Below are 16,626 nucleotides of genomic sequence, written 5' to 3'. Positions count from 1 at the left end.
CGGACCTTACGCCGGGTAGATCTCGACCGAAGGGTAACATCGGGTCGGCGTCGGGGCGTCCCTGCGGGTGTGCGAGGGAGCATGGCGCTGCATGATGCGACCGGACGGGTAGTGGCCACCAACACCCCGTCTCGACCCTTGACGGAAAACGATTCGGATCGTCGGCGCGGGCTCGCGGACGGCGACGATCCTGCCTGCTGTGCCGTGCTGGACCTCGCAAGGTACAGGCTCCGGCGCGGCAGATTGGGTGGGCAGGCGAGGTTCCACGGAAAGAGCCGGGGAACGGGATCGCATGGCCGGTGAACCGTTTCCGGGAGGACGCTCGTGGCGTGGTCCACGGCTTGACGCTCGTACACCGCCCACGACACCGACCCGATACACCGCTGAAACCGAAGGCCTTCGGTTCGGCGGATGCTGCGGCATATAACCTAAATGGTTCTTAATGTCAAGCTGGGAGGATCACGTCACACCCGACCGACGCGCCACAGCGCGCGATGGCGCAAGTAGGCATCGGACACGTTCCAGCCCACCGCGCCCGACAGCACTGCCAGCGCCGCGTCCAGACCACGCCGGGCAAGTTCGTCTATGGCCGGCGCAGTGTCCTGCCCCAGTTCGCGCGCCAGCATCTTGAGAACATGCGCCGTCTCCGCGAACTCGATCTCGCTCAGCCACGCAAGCCGGTATTCCTCGGTCTTCACGAAAGTGTCGTGCATCAGGCAACCCATCGAACTCTCCATCCTGAAAGGCTGCCTCCCGCAATCGGGCCGACTCTGTTAAATCGTTTGCAGCACCGCATGGGTATCATCGTCCTCGCGAACCGATCGCTACTGGCTGATAAGTGAATACCCGTGGCGTGCTGGTGGTATTCGCGCTTGCAACATAGCTGCGCCGATCCCACCCTGCCGCCATGACCGTTGCTCGCATCACCCGCCGCACCCTCGTCTACGACGGATGGTACAAGTTCTACCGCCTCGATGTGGAGATGCCCGACGGCACCATGGTGGAGCGCCATCTGCTCGATAATGGATCGGCGGTGGCGGTGCTGCCTTATGACCCGGTGCGGCGCGTGTGCATGCTGATCGACCAGCCACGCGCGGGCGTGCTGGCAGCAGGAGAGCCGCCGGTGCTGGAGGCGATCGCCGGCAACCTCGACGGCGCCGCGCCCGAGGCCCGCATCGTCGAAGAAGCGTTCGAGGAAGGGGGGCTGCGCATCGCCGCGCTCGAACCCGTCACCAACATGTGGTCGCTGTGCCCCGCCTCTACCGAGCGGGTGCAGCTATACCTGGCGCAGTACGCCCACCACGACCGCGTGGCCGCAGGCGGCGGCGCGCATGACGAGGACGAGAACATCACCGTCCACGAGATCGGCCTCGACGATCTGCGCGCCATGACGCTGTCCGGCGCGCTGACGGACGCCAAGACGCTGATCCTGGCGCAGGCGCTGCTGCTGAAACACCCGCACTTGTGGGAGAAACGCGATTAAAACGGCGGAAATCGGGCGGCGGACGGTTCCCATCCGCCCCGCCGATCTGCCATAACGGCGTCCGTGAACGACGACGACTGGCCTTTCGAGACGACCTTCTACGGCGAACCCGACGCCGACATGATCGATCCCTATGCCCCCGATGTGGACTGGACGCCCGCGCCGCCGCCCACCGACGATGCGGTGTCGAAGGCGCTGCACGACGTGTTCGGCTTCTCCGGCTTTCGCGGCGTGCAGGATCAGGTGGTGGACCGCGTGCTCCACGGCCATTCCACGCTGGCGATCATGCCCACCGGCGCGGGCAAGTCCCTGACATACCAGCTGCCCGCCGTGCTGCTGCAGGGCACCTGCGTGGTCGTTTCCCCCCTCATCGCGCTGATGCACGACCAGCTGCGCTCGGCCCGCGCCAACGGCATCCGCGCCGCCACGCTGACCAGCGCCGACACCGATCGCGGGGCGACGATGGACGCCTTTCGTGCAGGCCAGCTGGACCTGCTCTACATCGCGCCCGAACGCGCCAGCCAGCCGCATTTCCGCGAACTGCTGCAAAGCGCGCGCGTTGGCCTGTTCGCCATCGACGAGGCGCACTGCGTATCCGAATGGGGGCACGATTTCCGCCCCGACTATCGCCTGCTGCGCCCACTGCTGGACGCTTTCCCGCAAGTGCCGCGGCTGGCGCTGACGGCGACGGCGGACAATCACACCCGCAAGGACATCCTGACCCAGCTGGGCATCCCGGAGGATGGCCTGATCGTCGCCGGGTTCGATCGTCCGAACATCCGCTATGCCATCCGCCCCCGCGAAAGCGTGGGCCGCCAGCTGAAGGCCGTGGTGGAGGAAAACCCCGGCCCCGGCATCATCTATGCGCCCACCCGCGCCCGCGTGGAGCAGCTGGCCGAAAGTCTTGCCCGCGAAACCGGGCGGCGCGTCCTGCCGTACCATGCCGGGCTTGCCCCCGAAGTGCGCGCGCGCAATCAGGCCGCCTTCGTCGCCAGCGAGGACATGGTGATGGTGGCGACGGTCGCCTTCGGCATGGGCATCGACAAGCCCGACGTGCGCTTCGTCGCCCATGCGGGAATCCCCAAGTCGATCGAGGGATACTATCAGGAAACCGGGCGCGCGGGCCGCGATGGCGATCCTTCGGTGGCGGTGATGCTGTGGGGCGCGGACGATTTCGCCCGCGCCCGTCAGCGCCTGTCGGAGATCGAGCCGCACCGCCAGCAGAGCGAGCGGCAGCGGCTGGACGCGCTGGCCGGGCTGGTGGAAACCGCCGAGTGCCGGCGCGGTGTCCTGCTGCGCCACTTCGGCGAAACGCCGCCGCAGACCTGCGGGAACTGCGACAACTGCCTTGAACCGGTGGGCGTGGTGGACGTCACCGAACTGGCGCGCAAGCTGCTTTCGGCGGTATTCCGCACCGGGCAGTCCTATGGGCTGGGGCATCTGGAAAAGGTGCTGGCCGGCGTGTCCGACGATCGCGTGCTGCAGCGCGGGCACGACCAGCTGACCGTCTTCGGCATCATGACCGAGGATGAAAAGCCGCTGCTGAAAGCGCTGGCCCGTGCCCTGCAGGCGCGCGGCAGCCTGATTGCGACCGAGCACGGCGGGCTGGCGCTGGGCGGCGACGCCCGCGAGATCCTGAAGGGCGATGCAAACGTCGCCATCGTCATCCCGCCCAAGGCCGAGCGCAAGCGGCGCGGGCGCAGCGGCGATACCGGCGCAAACCCCGTCGGCAATCCGCTGTTCGAGGCGCTGCGCGAACTGCGCCGCGATCTGGCGAAGGAGGCCGGGGTGCCCCCTTACGTCATCTTCCACGATTCCACCCTGCGCGACATGGCCAATGCGCGGCCTTCCTCACTGGCGGAACTGGGCACCGTGGGCGGCGTGGGCACCCGCAAGCTGGAGGCTTACGGCGAGGCATTTCTGGACGTCATCCGGCAGCATTGACAGTAGTCGCGCCGGACGGCGAAGCGTCCTCCCCGCTCACGGACGAGATCACCGTGGCGCAGACCATGTCGCCCACCACGTTCAGCGTCGTGCGGCACATGTCGAGGAAGCGGTCGACGCCGATGATCAGCCCTATGCCCTCGGGCGGGACGCCGACGCTGCCCATGATCAGCGCCACCACCGGCAATGACCCGGCGGGAACGCCTGCAGTGCCGATGCCGGCCAGGATGCAGATCAGCATCACGTAAAGCTGCTGGCCCAGGCTCAGCTCCACACCGAAGAACTGCGCCAGGAACAGCACCGTCACGCCTTCGAACATGGCGGTGCCGTTCTGGTTGGCGGTGGCGCCGATGGTCAGTACGAAGCGGGCGACGCGGCGGGGCAGGCCCAGCTCCTCGTCCGCGACGCGCAGGGATGTGGGCAGCGTGGCGTTGGAGCTGGCAGTGGAAAACGCCAGCATGCTGACTTCGCGCGTCTGGCGAAAGAACGCCAGCGGGCTGCGCCGGGCGACGAAGGCCAGAAGCAGCGGATAGACGCCGAACATCTGCAGCCCCAGCGCCAGCAGCACCACGCCCACGAACGCCGCCAGCTTGGCCAGCAGATCCCAGCCGAACTGCGCCGAGAGGTTGAACATGAAACAGAAGATCGCGACCGGCGCCAGCTGGATGACGATGCCGATCAGCCGCATCGACACCTCGAACAGGCCCTCGATGGAATCCTTGAGCACGGCGGTGTGCTTGCTGGATACGAGCAGCAGCCCGATGCCGAAGAACAGCGCGAAGAACATCACCGCCAGGATGTCGTTCTCGCTCATCGCGGTGACGACGTTGGACGGCACCAGCGCCAGTACGGCGTCGACGCCGGACGGGGCGTCCTTGGACGATTGGAGGATGCTGCCGGCGGAATCGGCGCTCTGGGCCAGCAGGTCGCGCGCGGCCTGCCGGTCCACTCCGTTGCCGGGGCGCAGCAGGTTCACCAGCGCCAGGCTGATCGCCACCGCGATGCCCGACACCACCAGCGTATAGGCCAGAGTGGCCAGCCCCACCTTGCGCAGCGCCCGGATCTCTCCCATCTCCGCGATGCCGATGACCAGCGCCGAGAACAGCAGCGGCAGCACCAGCATGAACAGCAGCCGCAGGAAGATCTGGCCGACAGGCATCGTGCCATAATCGATGACGGCGGAAACCCAGCGCGCATCGCGGGCGAAAGTGTACGCCAGCAGTCCACAGACCAGCCCCAGCACGAAGCCGATCAGGATGCGCAGCTGCAGCGTCCGGGGAGACTTTTCGCTGCCTTCCGAAGCCTGATCCATGTGCCGATACCCCCTCTGTCTACGCCCATGTCAAAGGCGCGAGAGGGCAAATCGTTGCACGCGCCGTCCGGGAGGGCGGGCGTGCGACGGCGTGGAGCTTCGATCAGGCGGACCGGATCAGAGAGGCCGGATCAGAGAGGATTATCCAGCTGGATGATCGCCTCGTCGCTGGCGCGCTGGGTGGTCTTGAGCTGGCGGGCGGCCTTGAAGCTGGCCAGCACCGGCGCGTCGCGTTCGTAGAGGTCTGCGAACGACTTCAGCGTACCGTCGATCGACCGGGCGAACGTGAAGTACGTCAGGTAGACCGGGAAGGTGCGCGTCATCGCGACCTTCTTGTATTCGCCCGCGCGCGACAGTTCGGCGGCGTCGGTGGCGGACATGCCCGCACCCAGGATCGCCATCGTCATGCCCAGTTCCACCGCGCGCTCGGTGCGGATGCAGCCGTGGCTGAAGGCGCGCACGTCGGCGTTGAAGTAGGACTTGGACGGGGTATCGTGCAGGTAGATCGCATGCGGATTGGGCATGTCGATCTTCATCAGGCCCAGCGCGTTCGTCGGCCCCGGCTGCTGGACGACGGTGATCATCCCGTTTTCGGCCTTGTACCCCTTGTAGTGGTTGGCGGCGGCCCACTTCGGGTTGTTGAGCACCTTCGCGCCCAGCCCCTCGCCTTTGACGATGGACTGCGGCACCGTCCACGTCGGGTTGAAGACGACGGCGCTGACCGTCTCGGCCAGCTGCGGGGTGGCGGTGCGGCCCGGCTTGCCCACCACGGTCTTGTACGTGCGCAGGATCTTGTTCTTGACGACCAGCCGCAGCTGGAATTCCGGCACGTTGGTCATCAGGTAGACCGTGCCTAGATCGCGGGCCAGCCAGCGCCAGCGGTCCATATTGGCCTGGATCAGCGCGCGGCGCTCCTTCTGCGCCATCGGCGTCGCGTTCAGCGCGTCCTTCAGCGCGGCATAGTCCGGGTTGGTCGGCGCCAGCTTGGCCACCACGCCGGGCACGTCGTGGTCGGACAGGGCCTGCGCCATGATCTGCTGCGTGGGCATCGTGTCCTGATCGGGATCGACGGCGAACCACTGGACGCGCGCGGTCATCGGCGTGCGACCATCGCGCAGATCCTCGATCAGCCAGGCGAAGACACGGCTGGCCAGCGCGTCCAGCGCATCGCCTTCACCTCTGGCGATGGCGGCCTTGAGCGCGGCGGGCTGGTAGTCGGCGGGCACAAGGCCCTCCTTGCCGATATAGCCGATGGTGCTGAGCAGCGCCTGCGCATCCGCAACGGTCCAGGGCATGACCGGCTCTGTCACGACCACTTCCTGCACCACCGGCGACGAGACCGCCTGGGGGGTGCCGACGGGCGACTGCATCGGCATGGTGGTGGGAGCCGCGGACGTCGGCGCACGCGTCGGCACCGCAGCGGGCGCGGTGCGCGCGGGCCGGGCGCCGGATGTCGGCACCGGCGTCGGCGTACCGGAGGGCGCGGCGATGGTGGGCGGAAGCAGATCCTCGGGCATCTTTTCCGTCTTGATCTTCTGCGCCGCCACCGGCTGCACGCCGACAGCCAGAAGCGTCAACGCCGAGACGACGCCGGAACCGAACCGCTTGAAACTCGCCATATACTTTTGAAACCTGCCCGAACTGGAACTCTTGGGGGGATGACGCGCGAAGCCTTCCGAAGTTGCCGACGCGCGCAACGGATGTGCCCGTTTACGCGTCTTTCTTCAAGCATGCCACCTGACGTCAGCATGAATTGCTTGCGAACAACGTTGCGCCGGGCGACAGGCGGCAACCGATGACCACCGCCGCCGCCCGCCCTTCCCCCCTGCTGCCCGTGCTGGCGGTCGTCGCCGGGATCGCGGCGTTCAGCGTGATGGACGCGACGATGAAGGCGGCTTCGCTGGCGCTGGGAGTGGGCACCGCGCTGCTGCTGCGCAACCTGTTCGGCACCCTGCTGACGGTGCCGCTGTGGCTGGCCGGAGGCCGTCCGATCCCCACGCGCAAGGTCGCGCTGTTCCATTTCCAGCGCTCCTGCGTGACTTCGGTGATGGCGGCGCTGTTCTTCTACGGGCTTGTCCGCATCCCGATGGCGGAGGGGATGGCGATCTCGTTCTTCGCGCCGATCATCGCGCTCTACTTCGCCGCGCTCCTGCTGGGAGAGACGATCCGCCCGCGCGCGATCGTGGCGGCGCTGCTGGGCCTGGTGGGCATGGTGGTGATCGGCGCCGACCGTTTCGGAGCGGGCGAATACGGGGCGGAAGCAGTCAGGGGCACCGCCGCGATCGTCGCCTCGGCGGTGTTCTATGCCCTGAACCTGGTGATGCAGCGCAGGCAGGCGCTGATGGCAGGGCCAGTCGAGATCGCGATGTTCCAGAACCTCAACGTCACGGTGCTGTTCGCGCTGTTCGCGCCGCTCTACTGGAACGCGCCCGATGCCGTGAGCATGGGCTGGGCGGCAGCCGGTGCGGCGCTGGCGACGATCGCGCTGCTGTTCCTGTCCTGGGGCTATGCGCGGGCCGAAGCGCAGGTGCTGGTGCCCATCGAATATACCGGATTCCTGTGGGCCGCGCTGATGGGCTGGCTGGTGTTCGGCGAGACGCCGGGGGTGGGCGTCGTCGCGGGTGCGGCATTGATCGTCGTGGGTTGCTATATCGGCACCCGAGGGACACAAAACGACACTTAAGTCCACCCCCGCGCCCCCTTGACGGCGCGCCAACAAGCGCGCATCGGCGGCGCAACGAATCCGCCTGTCGCACTGCAGCACGGTAAAGGAGCGCCGCGAGGCAGCCTGCGAGAGGCATCACACGAAGGGGATAACGCCCACTATGACTCAGGTCGGACAGGACTCGCTCGGCACCCGCAGCACCATGACCGTCGGCGGCAAGGACGTCGCCTACTACTCGCTCAAGAAAGCTTCCGAGAAGCTCGGCGACATTTCCCGCCTGCCCTTCTCGATGAAGGTTCTGCTCGAAAACCTGCTGCGCTTCGAGGATGGCGGCTTCACCGTTTCGACCGATCACGTTCAGGCGGTGGTCGACTGGCAGAAGAACCCGGTCACCGGCGACGAGATCCAGTACCGCCCGGCCCGCGTGCTGCTTCAGGACTTCACCGGCGTTCCCTGCGTGGTCGACCTTGCCGCCATGCGCGACGCGATCGCCAAGCTGGGCGGCGACACCAGCAAGATCAACCCGCTGGTCCCCGTGAACCTCGTCATCGACCACTCGGTCATGGTTGACGAATTCGGTCACCCCAAGGCGTTCGAAGAGAACGTCGAGATCGAATACCAGCGCAACATGGAGCGTTACGACTTCCTCAAGTGGGGTTCCAAGTCGCTCGCCAACTTCTACGCCGTTCCCCCGGGCACCGGCATCTGCCACCAGGTCAACCTCGAGAACATCGCCAAGGCCGTGTGGTCGAGCGAGGACCAGAACGGCCAGCTGGTCGCTTATCCCGACACCTGCGTCGGCACCGACAGCCACACCACCATGGTCAACGGCCTGGGCGTGCTGGGCTGGGGCGTGGGCGGCATCGAGGCTGAAGCCGCGATGCTTGGCCAGCCCGTCTCGATGCTCATCCCCGAAGTCGTCGGCTTCAAGCTGACCGGCGAACTGCAGGAAGGCGTCACCGCCACCGACCTCGTGCTCACCTGCACCTCGATGCTGCGCAAGCACGGCGTCGTCGGTCGCTTCGTCGAATACTTCGGCCCCGGCCTCGCCTCGCTCAGCCTTGCCGACCGCGCGACGCTGGCCAACATGGCCCCCGAATACGGCGCGACCTGCGGCTTCTTCGGCATCGACGACAAGACGCTGGACTACCTGCGCCTCACCGGCCGCGAGGAAGACCAGATCGCCCTCGTCGAAGCCTACGCCAAGGAGCAGGGCTTCTGGATCGAGGCGAACGCCGCCGACCCGATCTTCTCCAGCACGCTGGAGCTGGACATGGCGACCGTCGTGCCCTCGCTCGCCGGTCCCAAGCGCCCGCAGGACTGGGTTGCGCTGCCGGAAGTCGACGACGTGTTCAACGCCGACATGGCCGCCACCTACAAGAAGGCGCCGCAGCGCGTCCCCGTCGAAGGCAAGGACTTCGACATCGGTGACGGCGACGTCATGATCGCAGCGATCACCAGCTGCACCAACACCTCGAACCCGAGCGTGCTGGTCGCTGCCGGCCTCGTCGCCAAGAAGGCCGACGAACTGGGCCTGAAGCCCAAGCCCTGGGTCAAGACCTCGCTCGCGCCCGGTTCGCAGGTGGTCACCGACTACCTGAACAAGGCCGGCCTGCAGTCGCACCTCGACAACATCGGCTTCAACCTCGTCGGTTACGGCTGCACCACCTGCATCGGCAACTCCGGCCCGCTGGCCGAGCCGATCAGCAAGGCGATCAACGAGAACGGCCTGGTCGCCAGCGCCGTGATCTCGGGCAACCGCAACTTCGAGGGCCGCGTCTCTCCCGACGTGCGCGCCAACTTCCTGGCCTCGCCGCCGCTGGTCGTTGCCTATGCCCTGAAGGGCACCGTGGTGGAAGATTTCACCACCACCCCGATCGGCGTCAGCAAGGACGGCACGGACGTGTTCCTCAAGGACATCTGGCCGACCAACCTCGAAGTCAACGACACCATGAATTCGTGCATGGACCGTCCGATGTTCCAGGCCCGCTATGCCGACGTCTACAAGGGCGACAAGCACTGGCAGGCGATCAACGTCGTCGGTTCGGAAACCTATTCGTGGCGCGCCGGCTCGACCTACGTCGCCAACCCGCCCTACTTCGAGGGCATGGAGATGACCCCGGCCCCGGTGACCGACATCATCGAGGCCAAGCCGCTCCTGATCCTGGGCGATTCGATCACCACCGACCACATCTCGCCGGCCGGTTCGATCAAGGCCGACAGCCCCGCCGGCCAGTGGCTGATGGAGCACCAGGTCGCCAAGGCGGATTTCAACTCCTACGGCTCGCGCCGTGGCCACCACGAAGTGATGATGCGCGGCACCTTCGCCAACATCCGCATCCGGAACGAAATGGTCCCCGGCATCGAAGGCGGCATGAGCCGCTATGGCGAGGAAGTGGGCGCGGTCTACGACGTCGCTGAAAAGCACAAGGCCGACGGCACCCCGATGGTCGTCATCGCCGGCAAGGAATACGGTACCGGCTCCTCGCGCGACTGGGCGGCCAAGGGCACCAACCTGCTGGGCGTGCGCGCCGTCATCGTCGAAAGCTTTGAGCGTATCCACCGCTCGAACCTCGTCGGCATGGGCGTGCTGCCGCTGCAGTTCAAGGAAGGCGAGAGCCGCCACAGCCTCGCGCTCAATGGCGACTGCAGCTTCACCATCAAGGGTGTCGCCACCCTGAAGCCGCGTCAGGACGTGGAAGTCGAAGTGACCCGTCCCGACGGTTCGACCTTCACCTTCACCGCGCTGTGCCGCATCGATACTGCCAACGAAGTGGAATACTTCAATAACGGCGGCATCCTGCAGTACGTGCTGCGCAACCTCGCCGCGAGCTGATCCAGCCCGCAAGGCTGCAGAAAATCACCCCGTCCGGTGCGAACCGGGCGGGGTTTTTCTTGGCCTTCGGCACCTACCCGGCGTGCTGAAACGCGCGACAACTGGCAAGGTGCAGATTTTCTACTTGCGACCGGATCGTTTTGATTGGCCGCGCGTTATCGATCTTTCGCCAGTTTCATACGATCAACTCCCCCGCCAAGTAGCTGGCGTGCGCACTTTTTCTCGCCAGCCCGTTCGCAGCTCATTCTATCGATGCAGAGGCACGGCTGGTCCCACTTACCCTTGTGGTTGACTACGCATTTCTACAGGCATGGTGCACTGCAACGAAAAGTGCCCGATCCTCGCGATCACCTCATCAGCGTTTGCGTTGCAGTTCACCAAAGGTGAAAACGGGGTGGCAACGAGGATCGCCTTTCATCGACGTCGAAAGGACTCAATGAATGCTTAAGAAGACTCTTCTCTCCCTCAGCGTTGCGGCTCTCGTCGCTGCGCCGGTGGCGGCTCAGGCCGGCACCGCTGCGTCGGCTTCGGTCGGCAAGATCTCGTCCGTGAATGGCCTCGGCGTCCGCAAGTCGGCAGCCGTTGCCAAGAAGAACAAGGCCGAGGGCGGCACCATCGCTCTCGCCGTTCTGGGCGTTGCAGCTGCCGGCACGGGTATCTACCTGGTTGCCGACGGTGACGACGACAAGTCGAACGGTTCCTGATCTCCTGATCGGATCCGTCTGATTCAAGCGAAGTGGTCGGCCGTGGCAACGCGGTTCGGCCACTTTGTGCGTCCGGGCGCACCGCCACGGGTTTCCACGAAGCCCGAAAGCGGCGTAGCATCGTGCGATGCGCATCCTCTCCCTCCTCCTCGCCGGCCTGCTGGCCACCCTGACGATGGCCGCCTCTGCCGGCACAGTCGAACCGACCCGCGTTCTCGATGCCGGGGCGGCCAAGCGGCTGGCCGCCAACAAGGGCCTGTCGCTGCAGTGGATAGACTGGAACACCCGCGGCACCGTTGCCGTGAAGCGCGATGGCGGCGTCTGGCGCCTGCGCGGGGCGCAGGCCGAGGCGGGTGGGCCGGGGCGGCTGCTGCTTGACGGCACCATCACCGAGATCGGCGCAGATTACTTCACGTTCGAAGGCCGGATCGCCATCACCGATACCCCGGACGAGGGGCGCCACTGCGACAGGACCAAGACCTGGCGCTTCGCGGTGACGCAGAACCGGCCCTACTACCGCCTGCGCGAATTCGAATGGTGCGACGGCCTGACGGACTACATCGACATCTACTTCTGAACGATGGTCCCGGTGTAAAGGGCCAGCCAGCCCCCGACGTGATCGCGCAGGGTGCGTGCCATGTCCTGCGGTAGCGCGTCAGGCGCGAAGAAGGCCGCTTCCACGATCTCGCGCCGGTCGATGCGCACTTCGCCCGCCACCTGCCCTGCGACGATGCTGACCGTGTTCGGCACGCCGTGCAGCCATTCGTCGCTGGTCAGAACGATCCGGGCATCGCGCAGGCGGCAGCCTGCCTCTTCCAGCAATTCGCGCGAGGCGGTGTCGATCGGATCCTCGCCCGGTTCAAGGCCACCACCGGGAGGCATCCAGCTGCGCGTGCCGTAGGAGTGGCGCACCAGCAGCACACGCCCCCGGTCGTCGAGCGCCAGCACGCGAACCCCGCGCACCCGCGTGCCCCTCAGCCGCCACAGCCGGATCCGCGCCGCATGTGCCAGCCGATAGAGCAGCCGGTGCAGCGGCACGGGGATCAGGTTCAGCAGAAGCAGGTCACTTTGCCGCGAACCGCGCCGAGCAGGCGGGCGACGGGCAGATCGTGCTCGCCCCTGACGGCGGCGTCGAACACCGCGCGCTTGTCTGCGCCACGGATGACGAAGACGATCTCGTCGCTGTCGAGCAGCGAGGGAATGGTCAGGCTGAGGCGGTCGAACGGCGCTTCGGGGGGAAGCGGGTCGGGCGTCAGGCGGCGGACGGCCAGACGGTCGTTCACCTGCGGATCGGTGTTGGGAAACAGCGAGGCGATGTGCCCGTCGCCGCCCATGCCCAGCCAGGCGATGGCGAAGTGCGGCGGCTGCGCATCTTCGGTCAGCGGCACGATCCGGGCGCCGGCGGGTTCCAGCCGGGCGCGGATCTTGCCGACGTTGCTGGCTGGGTGATCCTCGTCGACGATGCGGTCGTCCCCCGGCCAGACGGCGATGCGCGGCCAGGGCAGGTCTTGGCCCGCCAGCCGGTCGAAGATCGGGAACGGGGTGGAGCCGCCGGGCACCGTGACCGCGATTTCGGTATGGACGGCCAGTGCGGCGCGCAGGCGTCCCGCGAACCACGTGGCGATAGCGGCGTCGTCGGCGCCTTCGATCACTTCGACGTTGAGCATGGGGAATGCTCTAGCACTCCCCACACGCAAGCGGAACCGGTCAGGCGATGATCTCGCGCAGGAACCAGGCACGCTGTTCGGCCTGATCGGTCCAGTCGTCGATCACGCCGTCGGTGGCGTTGTCGCCCGCTTCGCCGGCCAGTTCCTTGGTCGCCTTCAGCGTAGCGACATAGGCGGTGTTGTCCTGGAACAGTTCCTTGACCATCGCAGCGGCGTCGAGCGAGGTATCGTCCTCGTCCTTGATGGTGCTCTTCGCGGCGATCGAGCCGATCGAGGTCAGCGTCTTGCCGCCCAGCTTGCGCACGCGCTCCGCGATAAGGTCGGTCAGGCCAAAGATTTCGGTCGCCTGCGCGTCGAACAGCAGGTGCAGATCGTGGAACTGCGGGCCCTTCACATGCCAGTGGAAGTTCTTGGTTTTCACGTAGAGCGCGAAAGTGTCCGCCAGCAGCCCGTTGAGGCTGTCGATCAGGGCGGCCTGCGAATTGTCCTTCGAAGTCATGTCTGTTCCCTCTGTGTGTCGTATTGTGAACGGAAGTACGATCTGGAAACGCGCTTGGAAAGGATGGGTTCGATTGCAAAATTCGATCACAGAATATCGAATTGTCGAAACGCCGTCACTGTCGCCGCCAGAAGGAGCAGCGCCCCGGCGGTTCGGCGCACCCACCTTGCACCGGGACTTGTGACGGCTTCAGGGCAAGCCCAGGCGAAACCGGCAAGGATGGCTGCGCCCAGCGCCCCCGCCGCGCCCGATACGATCGGCGCGGCAAGCCCCACGCCCAGCGCGAAGACGATGAAGCGCGCCGCGTCGGTCACTTGCGCGGCCAGCAGCACCACGGCCAGCGCGCCCAGCGAATTGGTCGGCTCTCGCGGGGCACGGCGGCGCACGATCACCAGCGATTCGAGGCCTGCCATCGCCAGCGCGATCGCGGCGAATATCGCACGGGCCGGGGGCGGGAGGTGGAACAGCATCCAGTGCGCGGCCCATGCCGCCAGCACCGCCGTCACTACGCCCACCGCTATGGCCACGAACAGCACCGCCGGACGGCGCCCCTGAGCCTGCGCCAGCCCGGCGATGGTGCCCTGATCGCGCGCGCCGATGCCGGACAGCAGCACCGCAAGGAAGGTCAGGTAGAAGGCAGGCATCGCCCTTTCCTAAAGCGTGGCGGCTTCGGAGGAAAGCATGGCTGCGCAAGGCGAAACGGCGGTTGCGCCGATGGGCAGGAACACCCCGCCGCTCCATTCGTTGACCCGATCGCTATCGCGGCGCAGCATGTGCCCCAACCTTACCCCACGTCTTCCTCCGAAGGCACGAACCCCTGGCGCAAGGCTGACCATTGATGACCAATCCCAGCGACGGCCCAAGCGACGGCCAATATCCCGTTTTCCATTCCGTCGACGACCTGCCCACCCCGCCCGCGCTTGCCATCGGGCCGGGAACGGCCCTGTTCCTCGACTTCGACGGCACGCTGGTGGACATCGCCGACCATCCCGATGCGGTCGTCGTGCCCGATGACCTGCCCGATCTGCTGAGCGGCCTGTCGCGGGCGCTGAAGGGGCGGCTGGCGGTCGTCACCGGGCGCTCCATCGCCGCGCTGGAAGGGCTTGTCGGCACGCTGGACGTGGCGGTCGCCGGTTCGCACGGGGGCGAGTTCCGCCCCTCCGCCGATGCCGGGGTGCAGCCGCTGGCCGAGCCACTGCCCGGCGAGGTCGTCGCCACGCTGGAACGCTGCGCCCGCGACAACGGCGGGCTGCTGGTGGAGCCCAAGCCCTTCAGCGTCGCCGTCCACTACCGCCATCATCCCGAAGCGCTTGAGCCGCTGCTCGCCTGCGCCGAAGAGCTTGGCGCCCGCTTCGGCCTGTCGCTGAAACACGGCAAGCAGGTGATCGAACTGGCGATGCCGGGCTCGGACAAGGGCAGCGCGGTGACGCAGTTCATGGGCCTGCCTGCGTTCCGGGGCGCCGTGCCACTGTTCTTGGGCGACGACGTGACCGACGAAGACGCGTTCCGCGCCGCCCGGGCGCTGGGCGGGCACGGCGTGCTCGTCGGCCCGATGCGCGCCACTGCCGCTACTTACCGGCTGCCTGACGTCGCGCATGTGCGCGGCTGGCTGAAGGCCGGGTTCGATACTGCGATCAAGGGAGACATCCACGCATGACCTCACCCGCACCGACCAATCTGGAACTGTGGCCCATCGGCAACTGTCAGGTGAGCGCGCTTATCGACACCGCAGGGGCCATCGTCTGGGGCTGCGTGCCGCGCGTGGATGGCGACCCGACGTTCTGCGCCCTGCTGCGCGGCGAAGGGCAGGACGCGGGCACCTGGCGCTTCGAGCTGGAGAACCAAGTCGCGGTGCACCAGCACTACCTGCGCAATACCCCGATTCTGGTCACCCGGCTGGAGGACGCTACCGGCGGTGCGGTGGAGATCTACGACTTCGCGCCCCGCTTCGAGCGGTCGGGCCGGATGTACCGCCCGGTCGCCTTCGCCCGCATCGTGCGCCCGGTGTCGGGTTCGCCGCGCATCCGCACGATCCTGACGCCGATGAGCGGTTACGGCAGCAAGCTGGCACCGATCACGCAGGGGTCCAACCACATCCGCTATCTGGTGGAGCGCAACGTGCTGCGCCTGACCACCGATGCCCCGGTCGGCTACGTGCTGGACGAGCGCTGGTTCCGGCTGGAAAAGGCGCTACACTTCTTCCTCGGCCCCGACGAGCCGTTTGCCGGCAATGTCGAGCACGATCTGGAAACGATGCTTCAGCGCACGGGAAACTACTGGCGGCTGTGGGTGCGCGGCCTTGCCACCCCGCTCGACTGGCAGGATGCCGTCATCCGCGCGGCGATCACGCTGAAGCTGTGCCAGCACGAGGAGACCGGCGCCATCGTCGCCGCGCTCACCACGTCCATCCCCGAGGCGCCGGGTAGCCAGCGCAACTGGGACTACCGGTATTGCTGGATCCGCGACGCCTATTACACGGTGCAGGCGCTCAACCACCTGGGCGCGCTGGACGTGCTGGAAAAATACCTCGCCTATCTGCGCAACATCGTTGCCGATGCGCCGGACGGCGTGGTCCAGCCGCTTTACGCCGTCAGCGGGGCCAAGGAGATCATCGAGTGGGAAGCGCCCGACCTTGCCGGTTATCGTGGCATGGGACCGGTGCGCGTAGGCAATGCGGCCTACTATCAGGTGCAGAACGACTGCTACGGCCAGATCGTGCTGCCTTCCATACAGGCGTTTTCCGACCAGCGCCTGCTGCGCATCGCCAACGAGGACGACTTCCGCAGCCTTGAACAAGTGGGCGAAATGGCGTGGAAGACCCACAACCAGCCTGACGCCGGGCTGTGGGAACTGCGCACCCGCACCGCCGTGCACACCTACTCCAGCGTCATGAGCTGGGCCGCGTGCGACAGGCTGGCGAACGCCGCCGACTACCTCGGCCTGCCTGACCGCGCAGCGCTGTGGCGCGAGCGTGCCGACACCGTGCGCGCCAACATCGACGCCGGTGCATGGCACTCGGTCGAGGGCCACGACGCGGGCGGTCACTTCGCCGCCAGCTTCGGCGGATCGCAGCTCGACGCCAGCCTGCTGCAGATGGTGGAACTGCGCTATCTGGAGCCGGGCGACCCGCGCTTCCGCTCCACCCTTGCCGCCGTCCAGAAAGCCCTGCGCCGCGGCGAGCACATGCTGCGCTATGACAGCGAAGACGATTTCGGCCTGCCCGAAACCGCCTTCAACATCTGCACCTTCTGGCTGATCGAGGCGCTTCACCGCAGCGGGCAGGACGAAGAGGCGCGCCGCCTGTTCGAAGCGATGCTGGGCCACCGCACCCAGTCGGGCCTGCTTTCCGAGGACATGGATTTCGAAACCAGCGAACTTTGGGGGAACTTTCCGCAGACCTATTCGCTGGTAGGTATCATCAATTGTGCCGGGCAGCTGTCCCGGTCGTGGCGGGACTGGCGCTGACGGCGTCGGGGCATCCCGCCTTTGCGCGTGGCCGGATGGCCGCGCCCACGC

General features: G+C 66.7%; 15 protein-coding genes. 8 read left to right on the top strand and 7 right to left on the bottom strand.

Translation table 11 applies throughout. The features are described from left to right. Positions 1 to 464: 464 nt before the first annotated feature. Positions 465 to 725, bottom strand: a complete 261-nt coding sequence (locus tag GGR40_RS14355; protein WP_429276935.1) for a hypothetical protein — start codon at positions 723 to 725, stop codon at positions 465 to 467. A gap of 182 nt (positions 726 to 907) precedes the next feature. On the opposite strand from GGR40_RS14355, the gene GGR40_RS14350 reads away from it, so the two are divergent. Together GGR40_RS14350 and recQ are read left to right on the top strand one after the other, a co-directional pair. Next, positions 908 to 1,483, top strand: coding sequence for an NUDIX hydrolase (locus GGR40_RS14350; RefSeq protein ID WP_429276934.1), 576 nt, complete (start codon positions 908 to 910; stop codon positions 1,481 to 1,483). A 63-nt stretch (positions 1,484 to 1,546) separates the two neighbouring features. Continuing rightward, positions 1,547 to 3,427 carry a DNA helicase RecQ gene (gene recQ / locus GGR40_RS14345; protein WP_429276933.1) on the top strand — a complete coding sequence of 627 codons (1,881 nt, stop codon included), beginning with the start codon at positions 1,547 to 1,549 and terminating at the stop codon, positions 3,425 to 3,427. On the opposite strand, the gene GGR40_RS14340 is transcribed toward recQ, so the two are convergent. Continuing rightward, a complete protein-coding gene (locus tag GGR40_RS14340) occupies positions 3,411 to 4,739 on the bottom strand; it encodes a dicarboxylate/amino acid:cation symporter (protein WP_429276932.1) in 1,329 nt (442 codons plus the stop codon). The two genes, recQ and GGR40_RS14340, sit on opposite strands and share 17 nt — an antisense overlap. A 131-nt stretch (positions 4,740 to 4,870) precedes the next feature. Continuing rightward, positions 4,871 to 6,358, bottom strand: a complete 1,488-nt coding sequence (locus GGR40_RS14335) for a L,D-transpeptidase family protein (protein ID WP_429276931.1) — start codon at positions 6,356 to 6,358, stop codon at positions 4,871 to 4,873. A gap of 176 nt (positions 6,359 to 6,534) precedes the next feature. Between GGR40_RS14335 and GGR40_RS14330 the strand changes: the two genes are divergently transcribed. From GGR40_RS14330 to GGR40_RS14315, 4 genes are all read left to right on the top strand, one after another. After that, the gene (locus GGR40_RS14330) at positions 6,535 to 7,422 is read left to right on the top strand and encodes a DMT family transporter (protein WP_429276930.1); all 888 of its coding nucleotides are present in this window, start codon (positions 6,535 to 6,537) and stop codon (positions 7,420 to 7,422) included. 142 nt (positions 7,423 to 7,564) lie between these two features. After that, positions 7,565 to 10,240, top strand: coding sequence for an aconitate hydratase AcnA (acnA, locus tag GGR40_RS14325; protein ID WP_429276929.1), 2,676 nt, complete (start codon positions 7,565 to 7,567; stop codon positions 10,238 to 10,240). Between the two features lie 440 nt (positions 10,241 to 10,680). After that, on the top strand, positions 10,681 to 10,944 hold the full coding sequence (locus tag GGR40_RS14320) for a hypothetical protein (protein WP_429276928.1): 264 nt from the start codon (positions 10,681 to 10,683) through the stop codon (positions 10,942 to 10,944). A gap of 127 nt (positions 10,945 to 11,071) precedes the next feature. Continuing rightward, positions 11,072 to 11,521, top strand: a complete 450-nt coding sequence (locus tag GGR40_RS14315) for a hypothetical protein (RefSeq protein WP_429276927.1) — start codon at positions 11,072 to 11,074, stop codon at positions 11,519 to 11,521. On the opposite strand, the gene GGR40_RS14310 is transcribed toward GGR40_RS14315, so the two are convergent. The 4 genes from GGR40_RS14310 to GGR40_RS14295 all read right to left on the bottom strand — a co-directional run bounded on the left by GGR40_RS14310 (position 11,512) and on the right by GGR40_RS14295 (position 13,754). Continuing rightward, complete coding sequence (locus tag GGR40_RS14310) at positions 11,512 to 11,982, bottom strand: NUDIX domain-containing protein (protein ID WP_429276926.1); 471 nt, start codon at positions 11,980 to 11,982, stop codon at positions 11,512 to 11,514. The two genes, GGR40_RS14315 and GGR40_RS14310, sit on opposite strands and share 10 nt — an antisense overlap. 11 nt (positions 11,983 to 11,993) lie before the next feature. Further along, positions 11,994 to 12,611: a 6-phosphogluconolactonase gene (locus tag GGR40_RS14305; protein WP_429276925.1), complete on the bottom strand. Its 618-nt coding sequence runs from the start codon at positions 12,609 to 12,611 to the stop codon at positions 11,994 to 11,996. Positions 12,612 to 12,651: 40 nt separating this feature from the next. Further along, a complete protein-coding gene (locus GGR40_RS14300; RefSeq protein WP_429276924.1) occupies positions 12,652 to 13,110 on the bottom strand; it encodes a Dps family protein in 459 nt (152 codons plus the stop codon). An 86-nt stretch (positions 13,111 to 13,196) separates the two neighbouring features. Next, positions 13,197 to 13,754 (bottom strand): hypothetical protein, encoded by a 558-nt coding sequence (locus GGR40_RS14295; RefSeq protein WP_429276923.1) that lies wholly within the window; start codon positions 13,752 to 13,754, stop codon positions 13,197 to 13,199. Positions 13,755 to 13,948: 194 nt separating this feature from the next. On the opposite strand from GGR40_RS14295, the gene otsB reads away from it, so the two are divergent. Together otsB and GGR40_RS14285 are read left to right on the top strand one after the other, a co-directional pair. Beyond that, positions 13,949 to 14,767 carry a trehalose-phosphatase gene (gene otsB, locus GGR40_RS14290; protein WP_429276922.1) on the top strand — a complete coding sequence of 273 codons (819 nt, stop codon included), beginning with the start codon at positions 13,949 to 13,951 and terminating at the stop codon, positions 14,765 to 14,767. After that, the gene (locus GGR40_RS14285) at positions 14,764 to 16,575 is read left to right on the top strand and encodes a glycoside hydrolase family 15 protein (RefSeq protein WP_429276921.1); all 1,812 of its coding nucleotides are present in this window, start codon (positions 14,764 to 14,766) and stop codon (positions 16,573 to 16,575) included. Before otsB ends, GGR40_RS14285 begins: the two co-directional genes overlap by 4 nt. Positions 16,576 to 16,626 lie beyond the last annotated feature (51 nt).

Source organism: Novosphingobium gossypii, from assembly GCF_050433305.1.
In the GTDB taxonomy this organism is placed as follows: domain Bacteria; phylum Pseudomonadota; class Alphaproteobacteria; order Sphingomonadales; family Sphingomonadaceae; genus Novosphingobium; species Novosphingobium gossypii.
The sequence above is the reverse complement of the archived record's forward strand: the minus strand, read 5'-3'. Positions and strand labels throughout refer to the sequence as shown.

What these genes read in the sequence shown, in the direction of transcription:
- GGR40_RS14295 (WP_429276923.1), bottom strand. Translation starts at nt 13,754, where the DNA reads ATGCCTGCCTTCTACCTGACCTTCCTTGCGGTGCTGCTGTCCGGCATC.
- GGR40_RS14355 (WP_429276935.1), bottom strand. Translation starts at nt 725, where the DNA reads ATGGGTTGCCTGATGCACGACACTTTCGTGAAGACCGAGGAATACCGG.
- GGR40_RS14340 (WP_429276932.1), bottom strand. Translation starts at nt 4,739, where the DNA reads ATGGATCAGGCTTCGGAAGGCAGCGAAAAGTCTCCCCGGACGCTGCAG.
- GGR40_RS14350 (WP_429276934.1), top strand. Translation starts at nt 908, where the DNA reads ATGACCGTTGCTCGCATCACCCGCCGCACCCTCGTCTACGACGGATGG.
- GGR40_RS14330 (WP_429276930.1), top strand. Translation starts at nt 6,535, where the DNA reads ATGACCACCGCCGCCGCCCGCCCTTCCCCCCTGCTGCCCGTGCTGGCG.
- otsB (WP_429276922.1), top strand. Translation starts at nt 13,949, where the DNA reads ATGACCAATCCCAGCGACGGCCCAAGCGACGGCCAATATCCCGTTTTC.
- GGR40_RS14320 (WP_429276928.1), top strand. Translation starts at nt 10,681, where the DNA reads ATGCTTAAGAAGACTCTTCTCTCCCTCAGCGTTGCGGCTCTCGTCGCT.
- GGR40_RS14335 (WP_429276931.1), bottom strand. Translation starts at nt 6,358, where the DNA reads ATGGCGAGTTTCAAGCGGTTCGGTTCCGGCGTCGTCTCGGCGTTGACG.
- GGR40_RS14300 (WP_429276924.1), bottom strand. Translation starts at nt 13,110, where the DNA reads ATGACTTCGAAGGACAATTCGCAGGCCGCCCTGATCGACAGCCTCAAC.
- GGR40_RS14285 (WP_429276921.1), top strand. Translation starts at nt 14,764, where the DNA reads ATGACCTCACCCGCACCGACCAATCTGGAACTGTGGCCCATCGGCAAC.
- GGR40_RS14305 (WP_429276925.1), bottom strand. Translation starts at nt 12,611, where the DNA reads ATGCTCAACGTCGAAGTGATCGAAGGCGCCGACGACGCCGCTATCGCC.
- GGR40_RS14315 (WP_429276927.1), top strand. Translation starts at nt 11,072, where the DNA reads ATGCGCATCCTCTCCCTCCTCCTCGCCGGCCTGCTGGCCACCCTGACG.
- acnA (WP_429276929.1), top strand. Translation starts at nt 7,565, where the DNA reads ATGACTCAGGTCGGACAGGACTCGCTCGGCACCCGCAGCACCATGACC.